The organism is Streptomyces sp. NBC_00654 (genome assembly GCF_026341775.1).
Classification (GTDB): Bacteria; Actinomycetota; Actinomycetes; order Streptomycetales; family Streptomycetaceae; genus Streptomyces.
Map to the genome: position 1 here is coordinate 1,434,594 of NZ_JAPEOB010000002.1, position 18,202 is coordinate 1,452,795.

Annotated in this window: 17 protein-coding genes, 6 tRNA genes and 1 pseudogene; 9 read left to right on the top strand and 15 right to left on the bottom strand. The window is 72.9% G+C overall.

Annotated elements, in window-relative coordinates; all coding sequences use genetic code 11:
- Nucleotides 1-24 precede the first annotated feature (24 nt).
- Nucleotides 25-96 (bottom strand) — tRNA-Val (locus tag OHA98_RS26515).
- Between the two features lie 54 nt (nt 97-150).
- Nucleotides 151-606, bottom strand: a complete 456-nt coding sequence (locus OHA98_RS26520) for a TIGR02611 family protein (protein ID WP_266929244.1) — start codon at nt 604-606, stop codon at nt 151-153.
- A 190-nt stretch (nt 607-796) separates the two neighbouring features.
- Here OHA98_RS26520 and OHA98_RS26525 point away from each other — a divergent pair, with 190 nt between their 5' ends.
- Nucleotides 797-1,210 carry an SsgA family sporulation/cell division regulator gene (locus tag OHA98_RS26525; protein ID WP_003959770.1) on the top strand — a complete coding sequence of 138 codons (414 nt, stop codon included), beginning with the start codon at nt 797-799 and terminating at the stop codon, nt 1,208-1,210.
- Nucleotides 1,211-1,571: 361 nt separating this feature from the next.
- Nucleotides 1,572-2,174 carry a CGNR zinc finger domain-containing protein gene (locus tag OHA98_RS26530; protein ID WP_266929245.1) on the top strand — a complete coding sequence of 201 codons (603 nt, stop codon included), beginning with the start codon at nt 1,572-1,574 and terminating at the stop codon, nt 2,172-2,174.
- Nucleotides 2,175-2,224: 50 nt separating this feature from the next.
- Here OHA98_RS26530 and OHA98_RS26535 read toward each other — a convergent pair whose 3' ends face one another.
- The 3 genes and pseudogenes from OHA98_RS26535 to OHA98_RS26545 form a co-directional block, all read right to left on the bottom strand.
- A complete protein-coding gene (locus OHA98_RS26535; RefSeq protein ID WP_266931018.1) occupies nt 2,225-2,401 on the bottom strand; it encodes a hypothetical protein in 177 nt (58 codons plus the stop codon).
- Nucleotides 2,402-2,492: 91 nt separating this feature from the next.
- A pseudogene (locus tag OHA98_RS26540) lies at nt 2,493-3,539 on the bottom strand (LacI family DNA-binding transcriptional regulator).
- A 141-nt stretch (nt 3,540-3,680) separates the two neighbouring features.
- Nucleotides 3,681-4,142 carry a hypothetical protein gene (locus tag OHA98_RS26545; RefSeq protein ID WP_266929246.1) on the bottom strand — a complete coding sequence of 154 codons (462 nt, stop codon included), beginning with the start codon at nt 4,140-4,142 and terminating at the stop codon, nt 3,681-3,683.
- 156 nt (nt 4,143-4,298) lie between these two features.
- On the opposite strand from OHA98_RS26545, the gene OHA98_RS26550 reads away from it, so the two are divergent.
- Complete coding sequence (locus tag OHA98_RS26550; protein ID WP_266929247.1) at nt 4,299-4,814, top strand: DsbA family protein; 516 nt, start codon at nt 4,299-4,301, stop codon at nt 4,812-4,814.
- Between the two features lie 38 nt (nt 4,815-4,852).
- On the opposite strand, the gene OHA98_RS26555 is transcribed toward OHA98_RS26550, so the two are convergent.
- From OHA98_RS26555 to OHA98_RS26565, 3 genes are all read right to left on the bottom strand, one after another.
- Nucleotides 4,853-5,689, bottom strand: a complete 837-nt coding sequence (locus OHA98_RS26555) for a GNAT family N-acetyltransferase (RefSeq protein ID WP_266929248.1) — start codon at nt 5,687-5,689, stop codon at nt 4,853-4,855.
- Between the two features lie 62 nt (nt 5,690-5,751).
- Entirely contained in the window at nt 5,752-6,573 is an 822-nt protein-coding gene (locus tag OHA98_RS26560; RefSeq protein WP_266929249.1) for an aminotransferase class IV, read from the bottom strand.
- Nucleotides 6,570-7,607 (bottom strand): chorismate-binding protein, encoded by a 1,038-nt coding sequence (locus OHA98_RS26565; RefSeq protein ID WP_266930923.1) that lies wholly within the window; start codon nt 7,605-7,607, stop codon nt 6,570-6,572. Before OHA98_RS26565 ends, OHA98_RS26560 begins: the two co-directional genes overlap by 4 nt.
- A gap of 163 nt (nt 7,608-7,770) precedes the next feature.
- On the opposite strand from OHA98_RS26565, the gene OHA98_RS26570 reads away from it, so the two are divergent.
- The 5 genes from OHA98_RS26570 (at nt 7,771) to OHA98_RS26590 (ending at nt 8,216) form a co-directional block, all read left to right on the top strand.
- Nucleotides 7,771-7,843: transfer RNA gene (locus OHA98_RS26570), tRNA-Gly, on the top strand.
- A 37-nt stretch (nt 7,844-7,880) separates the two neighbouring features.
- Nucleotides 7,881-7,954 (top strand) — tRNA-Cys (locus OHA98_RS26575).
- Between the two features lies 1 nt (nt 7,955).
- Nucleotides 7,956-8,027 (top strand) — tRNA-Val (locus OHA98_RS26580).
- Nucleotides 8,028-8,046: 19 nt separating this feature from the next.
- A tRNA-Val gene (locus tag OHA98_RS26585) sits at nt 8,047-8,118 on the top strand.
- A gap of 23 nt (nt 8,119-8,141) precedes the next feature.
- Nucleotides 8,142-8,216, top strand: a tRNA-Val gene (locus tag OHA98_RS26590).
- 133 nt (nt 8,217-8,349) lie between these two features.
- Here OHA98_RS26590 and OHA98_RS26595 read toward each other — a convergent pair.
- The 4 genes from OHA98_RS26595 to OHA98_RS26610 form a co-directional block, all read right to left on the bottom strand.
- Nucleotides 8,350-8,637, bottom strand: coding sequence for a zf-TFIIB domain-containing protein (locus OHA98_RS26595; protein WP_266929250.1), 288 nt, complete (start codon nt 8,635-8,637; stop codon nt 8,350-8,352).
- A 65-nt stretch (nt 8,638-8,702) separates the two neighbouring features.
- Entirely contained in the window at nt 8,703-9,659 is a 957-nt protein-coding gene (locus OHA98_RS26600) for a phosphotransferase family protein (RefSeq protein WP_266929251.1), read from the bottom strand.
- 333 nt (nt 9,660-9,992) lie between these two features.
- Entirely contained in the window at nt 9,993-10,199 is a 207-nt protein-coding gene (locus tag OHA98_RS26605) for a hypothetical protein (protein ID WP_266929252.1), read from the bottom strand.
- Nucleotides 10,200-10,385: 186 nt separating this feature from the next.
- Nucleotides 10,386-10,643: a hypothetical protein gene (locus OHA98_RS26610; RefSeq protein WP_266929253.1), complete on the bottom strand. Its 258-nt coding sequence runs from the start codon at nt 10,641-10,643 to the stop codon at nt 10,386-10,388.
- Between the two features lie 206 nt (nt 10,644-10,849).
- Between OHA98_RS26610 and OHA98_RS26615 the strand changes: the two genes are divergently transcribed.
- Nucleotides 10,850-12,178: a serine/threonine-protein kinase gene (locus tag OHA98_RS26615; RefSeq protein ID WP_266929254.1), complete on the top strand. Its 1,329-nt coding sequence runs from the start codon at nt 10,850-10,852 to the stop codon at nt 12,176-12,178.
- 32 nt (nt 12,179-12,210) lie between these two features.
- Here the strand turns inward: OHA98_RS26615 and OHA98_RS26620 are convergent, their stop codons facing one another.
- The 3 genes from OHA98_RS26620 to cobT form a co-directional block, all read right to left on the bottom strand.
- Nucleotides 12,211-13,029, bottom strand: coding sequence for an RNA methyltransferase (locus tag OHA98_RS26620; RefSeq protein WP_266929255.1), 819 nt, complete (start codon nt 13,027-13,029; stop codon nt 12,211-12,213).
- Nucleotides 13,030-13,093: 64 nt separating this feature from the next.
- Nucleotides 13,094-14,347, bottom strand: a complete 1,254-nt coding sequence (cobA, locus tag OHA98_RS26625) for a uroporphyrinogen-III C-methyltransferase (RefSeq protein ID WP_266929256.1) — start codon at nt 14,345-14,347, stop codon at nt 13,094-13,096.
- Between the two features lie 286 nt (nt 14,348-14,633).
- Nucleotides 14,634-18,086 (bottom strand): nicotinate-nucleotide--dimethylbenzimidazole phosphoribosyltransferase, encoded by a 3,453-nt coding sequence (gene cobT, locus OHA98_RS26630; protein WP_266929257.1) that lies wholly within the window; start codon nt 18,084-18,086, stop codon nt 14,634-14,636.
- Between the last annotated feature and the right edge of the window lie 116 nt (nt 18,087-18,202).

Consider the following 18,202-nt stretch of genomic DNA (forward strand, 5'->3'; position numbering starts at 1 on the left):
AGTCTCACGGCCCCTCTGTCCGGGTGGGCGATACTGGTTTCGAACCAGTGACCTCTTCGGTGTGAACGAAGCGCTCTCCCACTGAGCTAATCGCCCCGGCGCACCGCAAACATTACCCCATGTCAGCGGTGCTCCAGGACCATGCCCGGGTCACTGGCTGATCTTCCACGGCATGGTGATCCCGAACTTCCAGACGTAGATCCCGACCAGCACCACGATGATCACCAGGCCCACCGTGGTGAGGATGATGTTGCGCCGCCGGACCTTGGGATCGAGCGCTCGCTGGGCGGCTTCCGTGACCTTTCGCCTGGTCCAGCGCAGCACCAGCTGCGCCCAGACGAACTCGGTCGCCCAGATCGCCATGCCTCCGAAGATCACCAGCCACCCGGGGCCGGGCAGCGGAAGCATGATGATGCCCGCGACCACGACGGCGAGGCCGACGATGAAGACCCCGACCTGCCAGCTCAGATGCAGCGTCCTGGACGACTTGATGAACGCCGGCGCCCGCGACCCCAGCTCACGCTCCGCTTTCGCGGTACCCCCCGCAGCGGATTCCGAGCCCGCCCGTTCGACGGCCTCGCCCCGCTCGTCACTCTCCGCACTCATGAACCCCAACCTACCCGAACGCTCCTCGTCACCGGAATGGCCGCATAACCCAAAGTTACACACCGCTGTACGAGCTACCTCAAGGATCACAAAAGGGTCAGAGGGGTTTACAACACCACCGTAGGTGGCATGTCGATTTCGCCGACGTGCGAATCCCCGAGCGCACACTGAGCGAAAGGCCCTGGCGCTTATGAACACCACGGTCAGCTGCGAGCTGCACCTGCGCCTCGTTGTGTCGAGCGAGTCCTCACTGCCTGTACCCGCGGGCCTGCGGTATGACACGGCCGATCCCTATGCCGTGCACGCCACCTTCCACACCGGAGCGGAGGAGACGGTCGAATGGGTATTCGCCCGTGACCTCCTTGCCGAGGGGCTGCACCGGCCCACCGGCACCGGAGACGTCCGCGTCTGGCCATCACGTAGTCACGGCCAGGGCGTCGTCTGCATCGCACTGAGCTCCCCGGAGGGCGAAGCCCTGCTCGAAGCCCCGGCGCGAGCCCTGGAGTCGTTCCTGAAAAGGACCGACGCCGCGGTTCCGCCCGGCACCGAGCATCGTCACTTCGATCTCGATACGGAGCTCTCACACATCCTGGCCGAGAGCTGAGCCAGGCCGAGAGCTGCGGGACGCCGTCCGACTCGGGGAGACGGCGTCGCGCGGACAACCTCATACGGCAGACACCGGCGCCGTCATCGCGGAATCCACCGCGGCGACGGCGTCGGCGCGTGTGACGACCGTCGCGCGGGCGGTGTCACACCGCCGTCACCGGCACCGCACCGGCCCCACGAGCCCCACAGCCGCCTTCCGCCCCGCTCCGAGGGCGCTGAGGGCCCGCGCGGCCCCGGTGGCCGATAAAGGCTCCCCGCGGCCCCCGCGCGCCCGCTCCCGGCCCGGTGCGCCCGCGGTGAGCCAGTAGAGTCAGCCGCCATCGGCGGGCGCCCGCCCGCCGGAGGCCAGGGAGCGAAGCGTGCTGATCCCACACGACACCCGGATCGCCCTCGACACGGTGGTCGATCTGGTGAACACCGCCCCGGGGAACGGGCTGCCGGAAGGCGGCCCCGCGGACGGCCCCGCGGACGCGTCCACGGCCCGCGACCAGCTCGCCGACACCGACGCGCTGTACGCCTTCGCGGAACGCCATCTCATCAGCGGTGTCGGCACGCTCGGCGAGAAGGACCTGCGGGCCGTGCGGGACGTACGGGCCAGCTTCGCGGAGATCTTCGCGGCGCCGGACGCCCGTACCGCGGCCGACCTCGTCAACCGTCTGGTGGCGGCGGCCGGCACGACACCGCAGCTCACCGATCACGACGGCTACGACTGGCATGTGCACTACTTCGCTCCGGACGCCGCGCTCTCCGACCATCTCGCGGCCGACTGCGGGATGGCGCTGGCCTTCATCGTCGTCGCGGGCGAGCAGGAGCGGCTGCGGCGCTGCGAGGCACCGGACTGCCGGCGGGCCTTCGTCGACCTGTCGCGCAACCGCTCCCGCCGCTACTGCTCCAGCCGCACCTGCGGCAACCGGCTCCATGTCGCCGCGTACCGGGCCCGGCGCCGGGAAGCCGCGGGCTGACCCGTTCCCGGCGGGTGGCGGCAGCCGTCCGGTGCACGGCCCGGCCCGGCTCACAGCATGAAGAGATCATGCAGCGCGGCCATGAGCAGCAGGACGCCGATCACCGACAGAAAGATCATCAGGGGTGGCTGGGAAAGCGCGAAGAGGCAGCCACGTGGCTCTTCGACCGGGGGTGCGGGGGCCTCGCCCCGGGATGTGTCCACCATCTCGAAGTGATCATGACTCACCCCGGCCCCTCTTGGCGATCAACACGCTTTTTTCCTGCGGGAGTTCACCGCTGAGGGGTCATCCGAATTCGCTCCGGCGTCCGAGTCGCCGTCACGTATTCGGAACGTCCGGCCCCTCACGGGGCGGTGCGGTGCTGGAGGCGCGCACGACGAGTTCCGGCTGGAGCACCACGCCGCGATGACGGTGGGTGCCGTCCGCGTCGTCCGCCTCCTCCAGCAGGAGTTCCGCGGCCAACCGCCCCATCTCCACGGCGGGCTGACGCACGGAGGTGAGCGGTACGGCCGCCGCCGCGGCGAACTCGATGTCGTCGTAGCCGACGATGGCGACATCCTGCGGAACCCGCACGCCGGCCCCGTACAGCGCCTGAAGCACGCCCAGCGCGAGCAGGTCGTTGGCGCAGAAGACGGCGGTGGGGCGCGGTACGAGACCCAGCAGTCTGGCTCCGGCGTCACGGCCCGACGCCACGTCCGGGTGCGCCGAGGCGATCGGGACCAGCGCTTCCGGCGGGAGACCCGCCTCGGCGAGGGCGGCGAGGGCCCCCTGCTTGCGGTCCCTGATCTGGTGCAGGTCGGTGGGGCCGCCGACATAGGCGACGGAGCGGTGGCCGGCCTCCAGGAGGTGCCCGACGGCCAGCGCGCCGCCCCGCACGTCGTCCACGGAGACCGCGCAGGACTCGGCGCCGGAGGCCACCCGGTCGACCAGGACGTAGGGGATGCGGTGGCGGCCGAACGCCTCCAGGTTGCGCCCGGTGGCGTCCGCCGGGGTGACCAGCACGCCGCACACCCGCTGCTCCGCGAAGAGTCCGATCTACTCGGCCTCCTCCGCCGCGCTCCGGCCGCTGTTGCAGACCATGACACCGAGGCCCGCCCGCCGGGCGGCGCTCTCCGCACCGCGGGCCACGTCGACGAAGAACGGGTTGCCCATGTCCAGGACGAGCAGCGCCATGATCCGGCTGCGTCCCGCCCGGAGCTGCCGGGCCGACTCGCTGCGTACGTACCCCAGCTCGTCGATGGCCGCCAGGACGCGGGCACGCGTGCGGGGCAGTACCGCCTCGGGCCGGTTGATCACATTGGAGACCGTGCCCACGGAGACCCCGGCCCTCCGGGCCACGTCCTTGATCCCTGCCACACGCCCCACTGGCCCTGCCCCACTGATGTGTCCGGCACCGCACGAGCACGCGGCGTTCCCCATCGTAGCGACGGCGGCACGCGCCTCGGCGCCGTCACGGCCGCCGTTCGCCCGTACCGCCCCGGGCCGGGGCCGGGCCGGCCGGACGGATCAGATGCCGTGCTTCTTCAGGATCGCCTCGATGTCGCTGAAGTCCTCACCGGGAGCGGCGGACTGCTGCTGCTTCTTCCCCGGCCGGTCCTGGGGACGCGCCGACGCCGGCGCGCCGGCTCCGAGGGACGGCGCGGAGGCCGCGGGAGCGACCGCCTCGTTCCGATCGGTGGCGCGGGCCGCCCTGCGCTCCTTGCGGGTGGTGCCGCTGCGGCGTTCGACGGCGCGCGTGGTCATGAAGAGCAGCCAGGCCACCCCGAGCACGCCGAAGCCGAGCCAGACGCTCGGTTTGAAGGCGATCCCGGAGACCCACTCGACGACCCCGGTCATGACCAGCCCGACCGGCACCAGGGAGTAGGCGGCGATCCTGGTCGCCGTGAGGAACCGCTTGCGGTACGCGGTGACCGCGGCGATGCCGAGGCCGGCCGCCGACACCGCGGAACAAATGGTCTCGGCAAGCATCAGGGCCTCCAGGCGTGTGGGGAAACGTCCCTTCCATCCTGCACCGATCACCGCCGCCGGGGCCACGTCCCTGGGCCACATCAGGGACTTTTCAGGGCCGCGCTCCTCCCCAGGTCCCGATTGGGACCTGCCCGCCCGGCCTGGAAGACTGATCGCATGAGCGAATCCACCCCCGCAGCCCCGGTCGTCCTCGACATCTGGTGCGAGCTCGAATGCCCGGACTGCCTCCTGGCCCTCGGCGATGTGCACGCCCTGCGCGCCCGCTACGGCGACCGCGTCGAGGTCCGGCTCCGGCACTTCCCGCTGGACAAGCACAAGTACGCGTACGCCGCCGCGCAGGCCGCCGAGGAGGCCGCCGCGCAGGGCAAGGACTGGCCGTACATCGAGGCGGTGCTGGCCAGGACCGACGAGCTCACCCGCCGGGGCGAGCCGCTGCTGCTGGATGTGGCCCGCGAACTGGGCCTGGACGCCGAGGAGTTCGACACCGCGCTCATCGACGGCCGGCACCTGCTGATCGTCGACGCCGACCAGGCCGAGGGCCGGGCGATCGGTGTGACGGGCACGCCCACCTATGTGATCGGCGACGAACGGCTGGACGGCGGCAAGAGCCAGGACGGGCTCCGCGAGCGGGTCGAGGAGATCATCGACCGGCTGCTCGCCGGGCGGGGCTGACCCTCGGGTCCGGCGCGGCCCCGGGGGCCCGCCGCCCGCTACAGCGCCTTGGCCAGGTTGTGCTGGGTGACCGCGTAGCCCAGCGACTCGTACAGCCGGAGCGCCGGGGTGTTGGTGGCGAAGACGTGCAGGCCGAGCCGGCCGAGCCCGGCATCGCGGGTGACGTCCTCGGCCAGGTGCATCAGGGCGCGGCCGTGGCCCCTGCCCCGGTGCGCCGGTTCCACCTCGACATCGAAGACGTAACCGATCGCCTCTCCCGGCTCCGTCTCCAGCCGCGCCACCCACACATGGCCGACGGGCTCGTCCGCGTGGATCAGCACACGGAACCACATGCCTTCGGTGGCCAGGCCGTCCGGGAGATTACGGGCGTGGTCGGTCTCCGACTTCCGGCGTGCCTGCTCCTGCGGTACGCCCCGGTCGATCCAGTCCTGCGCGTACGCCTCCTTGCTGGTGACCTGCCAGCGGGCGAACTCCCCGGCGGTCATGGGACGCCCCGTGAGCCCGGCGGGCAGCACCGCGGGCCCCGGCCCCAGACCCTTGATCATGTTGCGGCTGCGCTCCGCGTAGCCGAGCCCGGTGACCAGCCGCAGGGCGCCCTCGTCGCCCTCCGGCACCGCCACGCGCACCTGGGTGCAGCCCCAGCCCCGCAGCACCTCCTCGGCGGCGAGCGCGGCGATGGTCCCCCGGCCCCGCCTGCGCTGCGGCTCGTCGATCCGCAGGGATTTCAGGACCCCGGCCGTCGCACCGAAGGAGTCGTCGGTGCCGATCGCGACGGCACCGACGGCTCTTCCGTTGTCGCACACGTCGTACGTACGCGCCCGTGCGCCGTCGGCGCCTTGCTGGATCGGCCCGGTCGGCCGGAGTGTCGTGGTCATCACGGGCTTTCTATCCGCTGGGAGGCCGTCCGTCACCCGCTTTTACGGACGGGGTTCCGGCGTCACGGGTCGAGGTCGTCCCCGGCGCGTTCGTCGAAGATCCGCATGGCCTTCGCCGTCACCGGTCCCGGTGCCGCGGGCAGTTCCCGCGCGTCGGCCCGGTGGACGGCCTGGATGTCCCGGAGCGTGGAGGTCAGGAAGATCTCCTCGGCGTGCTCCAGCACGTCCATCGGCAGGTCCGTCTCCCGCGCCCCCGTCCACTCCACGGCCAGCGCGCGGGTGATCCCGGCGAGGCACCCGGAGGCGACGGGCGGGGTGTGGATCTGCCCGTCGAGAACGACGAAGACATTGGACCCGGTGCCCTCGCAGAGCCGCCCGGCCGTGTTGGCGAACAGCGCCTCCGAAGCGCCCCGCTCATGGGCGCGGGCCAGGGCCACGACGTTCTCCGCGTACGAGGTGGTCTTGAGCCCCGCGAGTGCGCTGCGTTCGTTGCGCGTCCAGGGAACGGTGATCACGGCCGTGGTGTCGGGGCGGCGGACCGCCCCGCCCAGCGCCACGACCAGGCTGGGACCGGCGTCGCCGCGGTCGGAGCCGAGCGGGGACAGACCGCCGGTGTACGTGATCCGCAGCCGGCCGAGCGCCATGGGATTGGCCTCGACAACGGCCTCGGCGGCACGGCGGACCTCGTCGGGATCCGGATCGGGCAGTCCCAGCCCCCGCGCCGAGCGGGTCAGCCGGTCCAGATGCCGGGTCAGGGCGAACGGGCGGCCGTGGGTGGTCCTGACCGTCTCGAAGACGCCGTCGCCCACGGTGAGCCCGTGGTCGAGCACGGACAGCCGGGCATCGTCGGCGGCCCGCAGTTCGCCGTTGACCCAAATCCTCATGAACCGGTCCTTCCTGTCTCCTCGAACGCGCCCGACGCTACAGCGAGCAGCCTGGCCGCCTTCAGTTCGGTCTCGTCCCACTCCCGCTCCGGGTCGGAGCCCCAGGTGATCCCCGCCCCGGTACCGAAGCGGAGCACCGGCGCGGGGCCGGCCCGGTCGATCCAGAACGTCCGTATGCCGACCGCCAGGCCGGCGGTGGCCCGGTCGGCGTCGACCCAGCCGATCCCGCCGCAGTACGGCCCGCGCGGGGCGGTCTCCAGCGCCTCGATGATCCGCAGCGCGCTGGACTTCGGTGCCCCGGTGACGGAACCGGGCGGGAAGGCCGCGGCCAGCAGCTCCGGCCAGCCCGCCCCGTCGGCCAGCCGTCCTCGGACGGTGGAGACGAGGTGGACGAGCCCGGGGTGCTTCTCCACCACACAGAGATCGGGGACGCTCACACTGCCCGTCGCGCAGACCCGGCCCAGGTCGTTGCGGACCAGGTCGACGATCATCACGTTCTCCGCGTGATCCTTCTCCAGCAGATCGTCCTCGGTGCGCCCGGTGCCCTTGATCGGCCCGGACTCGACGGTCCGCCCGTTTCGCGCGAGGAACAGCTCGGGGGACGCGGTGGCGATCTCGACGCCCTGCGCGGGCAGCCGGATCGTTCCTGCGTACGGGGCGGGGTTGCCACGTGCCAGCAGCGCGGTGAGGGCGTCCACGTCGGCGGTGTCCGGGGCCGGCAGCGGCGCGGACATCACGCGGCAGAGATTGGCCTGATAGACCTCACCCGCCGCGATGTGTTCACGGATCCGCCGCACGCCCGCCTTGTAGGCGTCGCGGTCCATCGATGAGGTCCAGTCCCCCACGGCGGGACCGCGCCATGCTCCGGGGACGGGGGCGGGCACCGGCTCCCTCCGTACGGTGGAGAAGCGGGCGCAGACGAGGCGGCCTTCGAAATCGGCGCATACGGCCCAGAAGCCGGACGAGTCGAGGGCCGCGGGATCACTGGTCACATCCTGCAGACCGGAGGCGACGAGGCCGCCGAAGCGGGCCATTGGGGCGAGGTCGAACACTCTGGTGAGTCTAGGACGGCGCACGATGACCTGCGCCGGGGCAAAGGCACCGCAGCACGCTGCGCAAACGCGTTTTTGTACTGGCCCAGGAATCCGCTAGAGTTCAACACGTCGCCGGGACACGCGAGTGAACCGGGAAAGACACGCGGACGTAGCTCAGTTGGTAGAGCGCAACCTTGCCAAGGTTGAGGTCGCCAGTTCGAACCTGGTCGTCCGCTCGCAGAAAGTGGGGGATCTTCCCGAACCCCCACTCCTGGTGGAGTGGCCGAGAGGCGAGGCAACGGCCTGCAAAGCCGTCTACACGGGTTCAAATCCCGTCTCCACCTCCAAGGACGATTAGCTCAGCGGGAGAGCGCTTCCCTGACACGGAAGAGGTCACTGGTTCAATCCCAGTATCGTCCACCGGTCCGCGAGGACCCCCGCGCGATTAGCTCAGCGGGAGAGCGCTTCCCTGACACGGAAGAGGTCACTGGTTCAATCCCAGTATCGCGCACGCAGTACACGCAGGGTCACCCTGCGCGATTAGCTCAGCGGGAGAGCGCTTCCCTGACACGGAAGAGGTCACTGGTTCAATCCCAGTATCGCGCACCAGCCAGAACCCCCGGTCGTTCCGACGACCGGGGGTTCTGTCGTACCGGGATCGCGGTCGTCGCGCCGGCGCGCACGGCAGCGCGTACCGCGGGTCCGGACCTGATGTGCCCGGACCCGCGGTACGACAAGGGGGTCAGGAGGAGAAGAGCATCCGGCCGAAGCCCTTCTGACGGTGGTGGCCGTGGTGTCCGCCGTGGTGCGGGGCGCCCCACGCGGGTGCCGGAGCGGCAGCGGCCGGGTAGGCCTGCGGGGCGGGCGGCGCGGGCGGCGCCTGCTGCGTCCACTGGGACTCCAGACGGGTCAGGGACTCCAGCTCACCGTAGTCGAGGAATATCCCCCGGCAGCCGCTGCACTGCTCGATCTGGACACCATTGCGGTTGTACGTGTGCATCTGGGCGTGACACTTGGGGCACTGCATCATCGACTCGGCTCCTCGCCTTCGGTGTGCCGTCGCCGGAATACGTGCCCGGCGGCGGTCGGTTCACCCTACGACGAGCGTCCGGCCGCCAACTCGGGCGGGAGGGAGGCAATTCGGGCACAGGTGTCGATCATCATCTGCTCCACCTCATCCGGAGACCGGCCCTCCGCAACGGACTTGGCGAGGGCGAGGGCCGCGGTCTGCACGGTCAGGGCGCGCGCCGGCACATCCAGAGCGGGCCAGGGATCCCCGTCGGCGGGCACGGCCGGGCCGCCCCCGGCCCGGTAGGCGGCCAGGAAGCGCAGCCAGACATCGGGGTCCAGCAGCCCGGCCGCGTACCAGGCGGCGGGCCGGGCGAGGTCCCATGACGGATCGCCGAGACCCGCGTCGTCGACATCGATGAGCAGCCAGGAACCGTACGGTGCCGGGTGGCGGACGAGCTGGCCGAGATGCAGATCCCCGTGGCAGAGGAAGCCCGTACGGTGCCCCGGGGCGGCTTCTTCGCCGCGGGCCCAGGCTGGCAGCCCGCGCCAGGCGGCGAGGACGGCGTCGGTGGCCGGTTCGCCGGGGCGGGCCGCGCGCATCCGGGCAACGGCCGCGGCGGCCTTGGCGGGGCCGCGCATCGGGGGCAGCGGCAGCGGGGACCGGGTGCGGTGGAGGCGGGCGAGCAGGGCGGCGGCCTCCTCCCAGGGCGCGGCGTCGGGGTCCGCCGGGTCGACGGGTTCGCCGTGCGGCCAGAGGGTGACGGGGCGGCCGGGGCGGGGGCCGCCCGGCGGCGCGGGCAGGGGCGGGAGCAGGATGCCGGCCAGCTGGGGGGCGGCCGCCAGGGCGACGCGGGCGGCGAGGGCCTCGCGGTCCGTGTCCGCGGCGTGCGCCTTGGCGACGACCGGGCCGCTGCGGACCACGGTGCCGTCGGGGCGGTCCGCCAGTACCTGCGGCGGGGCGCAGACGCACCGGGGGGCGGGCGGGTGGGAGCGGTCGTGAGCGAGGGTGCCCAGCTCCGTTACGACTGTGGTGGTACTCAACGGCTCCCCCGCGGTAATCGGTCCGGTCCTGCCGCCGGTCCCGCGTCGAGCGTACGCGCCGGGCCCGGGAGCCGGGGGCGGGAGCGGGGAGCGGGGAGCGGGGAGCGAAGGGTGCTTGGGGGGGGCGGGAGCGGAGGGCTTGCGGGCAGGAAGACCGCGGGTGGGGGGAGCGGGTGACTGCGCGGGGCCGGACAGCGCGGGGCCGGACAGCGCGATGTCCGGTCAGCTCCCCAGCTGACCGGACAAACGCTGCCGTCCGCCGCACCCCCGTCCCCACGGGGTTGTTGGCCGGATGTCCCGGTCCGGACCGCTCTTCCGGACCCGGGGCGCCGCTCAGCGCCCCAGCATCACCGCCACGGACGACGCCTGTGTGACCACTGCCTCCCAGCCGCCGAAGACGACTACGAGCAGGGCCGCCAGAGGAAGAACCATGGCCGTCGCCACCAAGGGGTGGCGCGTGCCGGACCGACGGGCGCCGAACGCGGCGGATGCCCTGCGTCCCTGCGTGCGGATCATGGTCCGCGTTGCCGTGTCCGACATGGTTCCTCTCCTGACCTGATGTGGGGCGACGGGCGTTGACCTCGGGGGACGAGTGTTCGCCCGCCGCTTGATCTCCACATTAGGGAAGCTGCGGGCAGGGGTCGTCATGCCCGCGTACCGATTGCCGGGCCTCCCGGAGGATGAGCTGTGGGTAGTCGGCGTACTCCCCTGGGTGGAGACCGGGCCTCAGGGCTGGGGGTCATCCCGGAGGGGTCGCTCGGAGCTGTCCTCCCTGGGTACCGGTTGTTCGACCAGGGCGAGCACCCTGGTCGCCATGAAGCGGGCGGTGCGCACCACCGTGCCGTTCCGGGTGACTTCACTCACTTCCACCACCCCCCGGCGGACGGCGGTCTCCACTCTGCGGCCCGCCCTGGAGGCCACCACCTCGTAGGTCCTGGTCGTGTCTCCCGCGTCCACGACTATCTCCACGCGATCGCCCTTCACTGATCCAATCCCCCTTCTGCGACGGTCCTTTGAGATCTCGCACGGGGCGGGGAGCCCGGATCCACGGCTCCCTGACCACTCTTCAAGCTTCCCACCCGGCACTGACAATCGAATCTCCGGCGAGGGCGCGGCCTCTGAGCGAGCCGGGCGCCGGGTACGTAAGCTGTGCCTCGTCAGGCGGACCAGGCAGCGGGGATGGGCAGACGATGGCGATGATGCGGCTCCGGCGCGAGGACCCGCGTCTCGTCGGCTCGTTCAGGCTGCACCGGCGACTCGGCGCGGGCGGCATGGGTGTCGTCTATCTGGGCTCCGACCGTCGCGGTCAGCGGGTCGCCCTCAAGGTGATCCGCCCCGACCTGGCGGAGGATCAGGAGTTCCGTTCGCGTTTCGCACGCGAGGTGTCGGCGGCCCGGCGGATCCGGGGCGGCTGTACGGCACGGCTGGTCGCCGCCGATCTGGAGGCGGACCGCCCCTGGTTCGCCACGCAGTACGTCCCCGGCCCCTCACTGCACGACAAGGTCGCCGAGGAGGGGCCCCTGCCGGCCGCCGAGGTGGCCTCGATCGGAGCGGCGCTCTCCGAGGGACTGGTGGCGGTGCACGAGGCCGGTGTCGTCCACCGGGACCTGAAGCCGTCGAACATCCTCCTCTCCCCCAAGGGTCCCCGGATCATCGACTTCGGTATCGCCTGGGCGACCGGGGCGAGCACGCTGACCCATGTCGGTACGGCGGTGGGGTCGCCCGGCTTCCTGGCGCCCGAGCAGGTCCGGGGCGCGGCCGTGACACCCGCGACGGACGTCTTCTCGCTGGGTGCCACCCTGGCGTACGCGGCGATGGCCGACTCGCCTTTCGGGCACGGCAGTTCCGAGGTGATGCTCTACCGCGTGGTGCACGAGGAGCCGCAGCTGCACGATGTGCACGACGCGCTCGCCCCGCTGGTGCGCGCCTGTCTGGCGAAGGACCCCGAGGAGCGGCCGAGCACGCTGCAACTCTCCATGCGGCTCAAGGAGATCGCGGCCCGGGAGGCGCAGGGCCTGCACGAGAGCCGGCCGCCCGCCCAGCGTTCCGCGCAGGAGCTGGACCGCCCGACCGGCCGCCTGGACGGCCCGTACACCGAGCAGCACACCCGCCGTTCGGAGGGCCCGTCCTCCTCGCGGCCGCAGCGGAGCAGGCGCACCGGGCCGCGTCCGGCCGCCTCCCGCACCGGAGACCCGCGCCCCCAGCAGGCTCCCCGCAACACCACGCGGTCCGGGAAGCGCCCCGGCGCGACGAACGGGAGGCCGGGCACACGGGGCGGGAACCGGACCACTTCACCGGGGCGCCGGCCGGCGAATCCGCGACTGCTCCGGCAGCGGCTGGTGGTCTTCGTCGTCGTGACACTGCTCGTGGCACTGGGTATCGCGGCGGCGCAGGGCTGTCAGGGACCGGCGCGCGGGATGGACGTACCCCGGTCGCCGCACGACCGGGCCGTCGGCGCGCAGCACACCCCGCCGGGGGCAGCCGCTCCCGGCGGGCCGGTTCCGGGACGGGCCCTCTAGGGTCGGACAGGCCCCGGCCGGACGGGCCGGGGTCAGCTCTGCGGGCGGCCTGTCGCCACGGCGTAGAAGGCGACCGCGGCCGCCGCTCCCACGTTCAGTGAGTCGACGCCGTGCGCCATGGGGATACGGACCCATTCGTCGGCGGCCATCAGCGCCTGTGTGGACAGCCCGTCCCCCTCGGCTCCGAGCATCAGCGCCACCCGCTCCATCCGGTGCGGTGCCGCCTCGTCGATGCTGGAGGCCTTTTCGTCGGGGGTGAGCGCGAGCAGCGTGAAGCCCGCTCCCCGTACGCTCTCCAGCGTCCTGGGCCAGGCGTCGAGCCTGGCGTACGGGACGGAGAAGACCGCGCCCATGGAGACCTTGACCGAACGCCGGTACAGGGGGTCGGCGCAGTCCGGCGAGAGCAGCACGGCGTCCATGCCGAGGGCGGCGGCGCTGCGGAAGATCGCACCGATGTTGGTGTGGTCGTTGACCGACTCCATGACGACCACCCGGCGGGCCGTGCCCAGCAGTTCCTCGGCGGTGGGCAGCGGCTTGCGCTGCATGGAGGCCAGTGCACCCCGGTGCACGTGATAGCCGGTGACGCGTTCGGCGAGTTCCGGAGAGACCGCGTACACGGGTGCCGGGACCTCGTCGATGACGTCGCGCATCACGTCGACCCACTTGGCGGAGAGCAGCATCGACCGCATCTCGTACCCGGCGTGCCTGGCCCGTCTGATCACCTTCTCGCCCTCGGCGATGAAGAGGCCCTCGGCCGGCTCACGGCGGCGCCGGAGCTCGACATCGGTCAGGCCGGTGTAGTCGCGCAGGCGCGGGTCGTCGGGATCGTCGACGGTGATGAGATCTGCCACAGGGTGATACTGCCTTGTCCGGTGTGTGGTGCCAACGCCTTGGATGAAACTCTGTTACCGCCGGTTACTCCGCGGAGGGTACGAGGGGGACCGGGCCGACCGCGACGACTTCACCGATGACGATCACGGCGGGCGGGCGCACCTCTTCGGCGACGGCGCGCTCGCCGACGGTGGCGAGCGTCGCGTCGACCCGGCGCTGGGCGGCCGTGGTGCCCTCCTGGACCAGGGCGACCGGGGTCAGCGGGTCCTTGCCGTGGGCGATCAGAGCGGCGGCGATGGCGCCGATCTTGTCGACGGCCATCAGCAGGACGAGCGTGCCCCGCAGCTGTGCGAGCGCCGCCCAGTCGACCAGGGAGCGCGGGTCCTCCGGGGCGACGTGGCCGCTGACGACGGTGAACTCGTGGGCGACGCCGCGGTGGGTGACCGGGATGCCCGCCGCGCTCGGCACGGAGATGGAGCTGGAGATTCCGGGGACGACGGTGCACGGTATGCCCTCGGCCGCCAGCGCCTGGGCCTCCTCCATGCCCCGGCCGAAGACGAACGGGTCGCCGCCCTTGAGCCTGACGACGGCCCTGCCCGCCTTGGCGTGCTCGATCAGCGCCTGGTTGATCGCCTCCTGCGCCATGTAGCGGCCGTACGGGATCTTCGCCGCGTCGATGACCTCGACGTGCGGCGGGAGTTCGTCGAGCAGGTCACGGGGGCCCAGCCGGTCGGCGATGACCACGTCGGCCTCGGCGAGCAGCCGGCGGCCCCGGACGGTGATCAGGTCGGGGTCACCGGGACCGCCGCCGACGAGCGCGACACCCGGGGCGCGGGTGCGGTGGTGCGGGGCGGCGAGGGTGCCGTCGCGCAGGCCCTCCACGATGGCGTCGCGCACGGCTGCGGAGTAGCGGGGGTCCCGGCCCTGCGAGGTGGTGGTGAGAACCGCGACCGTCACGTTCTCGCTGCGGCCGGTGGCCGGGGTCCAGGCGGTGGCGGCTTCGGCGTCGTCGCTGCGGACGCACCAGGTGCGGGTGCGCTCCGCCTCGGCCGAGGCGGCGTCGGCGGCGGCCTGGTCGGAGCAGGCGACGAGGGCGTACCAGGTGTCGGCGAGGTCACCGTCCTCGTACCGGCGGCGCTCCCAGCGGATCTCGCCGGTGTCGGCCATCGCCTCGACGGACGGGGTCGCGGACGGGGAGACGAGCGTGATGTCGGCACCGCTCGCGATGAGCGCGGGCAGGCGGCGCTGCGCGACCTGGCCGCCGCCGACGACGACGACGCGGCGCCCGTTCAGGCGCAGTCCGACGGGGTACGCGGGGTGATCGGCGTGCTCGGCCATGGCGGTGCGGACTCCTCGTACGGGTGCTGCGTAGGGGGCCGCTGCGGCGGTGGAGCGGCTGTGACGTGCGGGGGGATACGGCGCGGGGCGCGCGCGGGGTGGGCACCACGATACGCGGGGTGGCGTGCGGGTGAGGGGGCGGTCGACCGGCGGGGAGGGCGGCCGGCCGGTGGAACATCTGCGGCGGACTCGACCGCCGCCGCGGACCGGCCCGGGGAGCACCCGAGGGGTGCCGTCGTGCGCCGGGCGGGCCGTGTGGTCCGCCCGGCGCACGGGTGGGGCGCGGCTACTTCTCGGTGACGCCCGCCGAATCGAACGTGGCCACCTCGTGCATCGCGCGGGCCGCGCTCTGCACGATCGGGAGCGCGAGCAGGGCTCCCGTGCCCTCGCCGAGGCGCAGGTCGAGATCGACCAGCGGGCGCAGGCCCAGCTTGTTGAGCGCGGCGACATGGCCGGGCTCCGCACTGCGGTGACCGGCGATGCAGGCGGCGAGGGCCTCGGGGGCGATGGCCCGCGCGACCAGGGCCGCCGCGCCCGCGCTCACGCCGTCCAGGATGACCGGCGTACGCAGCGACGCGCCGCCGAGCAGGAAGCCCGCCATCGCGGCGTGCTCCAGGCCGCCGACCGCGGCGAGCACACCGATCGGGTCGGACGGGTCCGGCTGGTGCAGGTCGAGCGCCCGGCGGACGACATCGACCTTGCGGGCGTGCATCTCGTCGTTGATACCGGTCCCCCGGCCGGTCACCTCGGCCGCGTCGATACCGGTGTACACGCAGATCAGCGCGGCGGAGGCGGTGGTGTTGGCGATACCCATCTCGCCGGTCAGCAGCGCCTTGTTGCCTGCCGCGACCAGATCGCGGGCGGTCTCGATGCCGACCTCGACGGCCGCGAGGACCTCTTCCCGGCTGAGGGCGGGCCCCGTGGTGAAGTCCGCCGTTCCGGGGCGCACCTTGCGCGGCAGGAGTCCCGGCGTCGCGGGCAGTTCGGAGGCGACACCGACGTCGACCACACAGACCTCGGCGCCGACCTGGGCCGCGAAGGCGTTGCAGACGGCTCCGCCGCCGAGGAAGTTGGCCACCATCTGGGCCGTGACCTCCTGCGGCCAGGCGGTGACGCCCTGGGCGTGCACCCCGTGGTCCCCGGCGAAGATCGCCACGGCGGCGGGCTCGGGAATGGGCGGCGGGCACATCCGGGAGAGCCCGGACAGCTGGGCGGAGATGATCTCCAGCATGCCGAGCGCACCGGCGGGCTTCGTCATCCGCTTCTGGCGTTCCCAGGCCTCGCCGAGCGCCTTGGCGTCCAGCGGGCGGATGCTGGAGATGGTCTCCTGGAGCAGGTCGTGCGGCTCCTCGCCGGGCAGGGCGCGGCGCCCGTACGTCTCCTCGTGAACGACCCAGGAGAGCGGTCGTCGCTTGGACCAGCCCGCCTGCATCAGCTCGGGCTCCTCGGGGAACTCGTCGACGTATCCGACACAGAGGTAAGCGACGACTTCGAGGTGCTCGGGCAGTCCGAGCGCGCGGACCATCTCACGCTCGTCGAAGAAGCTGACCCAGCCGACGCCGAGGCCCTCGGCGCGTGCGGCGAGCCACAGGTTCTCCACCGCGAGGGCCGAGGAGTACGGGGCCATCTGCGGCTGGGTGTGCCGGCCGAGGGTGTGCCGGCCGCCACGGGTGGGGTCGGCGGTGACGACGATGTTCACCGGGGTGTCGAGGATGGCCTCGATCTTCAGTTCCTTGAACTGCTTGGCCCGGCCCTTGGGGAGCGAGCTGGCGTAGGCGTCGCGCTGACGCTGGGCCAGTTCGTGCATGGAGCGGCGGGTCTCCGCGGAGCGGATGACGACGAAGTCCCAGGGCTGCGAGTGGCCCACGCTCGGGGCCGTGTGCGCGGCTTCGAGGACCCGGAGCAGGACCTCGTGCGGGATCGGGTCGCTGCGGAAGCCGTTGCGGATGTCGCGGCGCTCTCGCATGACGCGCAGGACCGCTTCGCGTTCGGCGTCGTCGTAGCCGGGGGCGGGAGGAGTGAACTCCTCGGCGGGCTCCGCCGGGGCGGGCTCCGTTCCGGCGGACTGCGCTTCGGCGGACTGCTCCTGGGAGGGCTGCTCCTGGGAGGGCTGCTCCTGGGAGGGCTGCTCCTCGGCCGGCGCGGGCTCGGTCCCGGCCGGAATCTCTGCCTGTACCGGCTCCACGAGCTCGGGGGTCTCGATGATCTCGGGCCCCGTGGCGTCATCGGGAACGGCTTCCGGCTGCGCGGCGGCGACGGGTTCCGGCTCCACGTGGGCGACGGGTTCCGGCTCCGCGGCGGGCTCCGGGGCCGCGACCTCCGCCGGCGCCTCCACCACGACGGGGGGCGCGGCATCGGCGGGCACGGGTGCCGCTTCGACGGGTGCCGCTTCCACCGGCGCGGCGGTCTCGACGGTCTCGGGCGGCACTGCTTCCGCCAGGAACGGCTCCGCGACGGGCTCCGCCTCCACGGGGGGCGCGGCGGGGGCCATCACCGGGGTCTCAGCGGGTGCGGTCGCCGCGGGCTCCTCGGCAACGGCTTCCACGGGCGCTTCCACGACGGCTTCGGGCACGGGCGCGGCTTCGGGCACGGGCGCGGCTTCCGCCTCGACGACGGCCTCCGGCAGCGCGGCCTCCGTCGGGGCGGCCTCCGTCGGGGCGGCCTCCACGACCGGGGCCGGGGCGTGCTGCGGCGGCGTGGCCTCCGGCCCTTCGACGGGTACGGACTGTTCCGCGGACTCCTCCGCCACCGCGGCCAGAGCCACCGCGGCCGGAGCCTCGGCGGTCGGCTCCGCCGGTGCCGGTACCTCGTTCAGGATGTCCGGAGCCTGCGCTTCCGTCGGCTCAGGAGCGACCGTTTCTGCGACAGCGGCCGTCTCCACGACAACGGCCGTCTCCACGGCGGCGGCCTCGGGCTGCACCACCGGCTCCGGCTGGACCACGGCCTCCGGCTGGACAGCCTGCTCCGGCTGGACCACGGCCTCGGGCTGCACGGGGGGCTGGGCGGACCACGGAGCACCGCTCTGCGGCGGGATCTCGCCCAGCTGCGGTCCGGGCAGCAGCGGGGTCTCCCCGGCGGGGGCGTCGAGGTACTGCGGGCCCGCCGTGGGCGGCCCTGCATGGCGTGCGGACACGGGAGGCTGCGGCGCTCCGGCGGGGCCGCGGTCGGCGAGGGAGCGGACCACACCGCCGGTCGGCGTACCGCCGTACGAGGGGGCCTCGGCGGACGCGGGGCCCCGGTGCAGCGGGCGGCGCGTGGGGGCGGCGGCGTGCGCGGCCGCCGGGACCTGCGCGGGGGCGGGCGTGGGGCCCGGGATCCGTACACCGTTGAGGTCGACGGAACCGGTGTCCCGGCCACCGGACTCATGGGTGCCGTGGGCGGCGCCGGGCTGCCGGCCGGCGTACGCGGCCCGGCCCTGCGCGGCAACAGCCGGCTGCGCCTGGGCCTGGGTCTGCGCCTGCGGTGCGGCCTGTTCGGCCGTCGCCGCCGGGGCGTGCCCCTGTGCCTGCGGGTACGCGGCGGCGCCCTCAACGGCCTGGCCCGGAACGGGGGCGGGAACGACCTGCGGGTCGCTCCACGCGCCCTGGGAAGTCGGCATCAGCAGAAGATCGTCGTCCTCGGGTGTGTGCTCGGAGGGATCGAGGAAGGTGTACGCGTCCGGGGCGGGGATGCCCGGCTGCTCCACCATGCCTGCGTTCTCCGGCAGTCCCTCGCCCGGGATCTGGCCGGTGTCAGTCATGCGTACCCCTCGCCCATCGTCAGTGCTCCTTCGGCCCTTCGCCCGGGACGCCCGAACCACGGCACGCCGGTGCTCGTCAACAAGAACGAGCGGGCTCGCCGCGCGGCACGAAACGC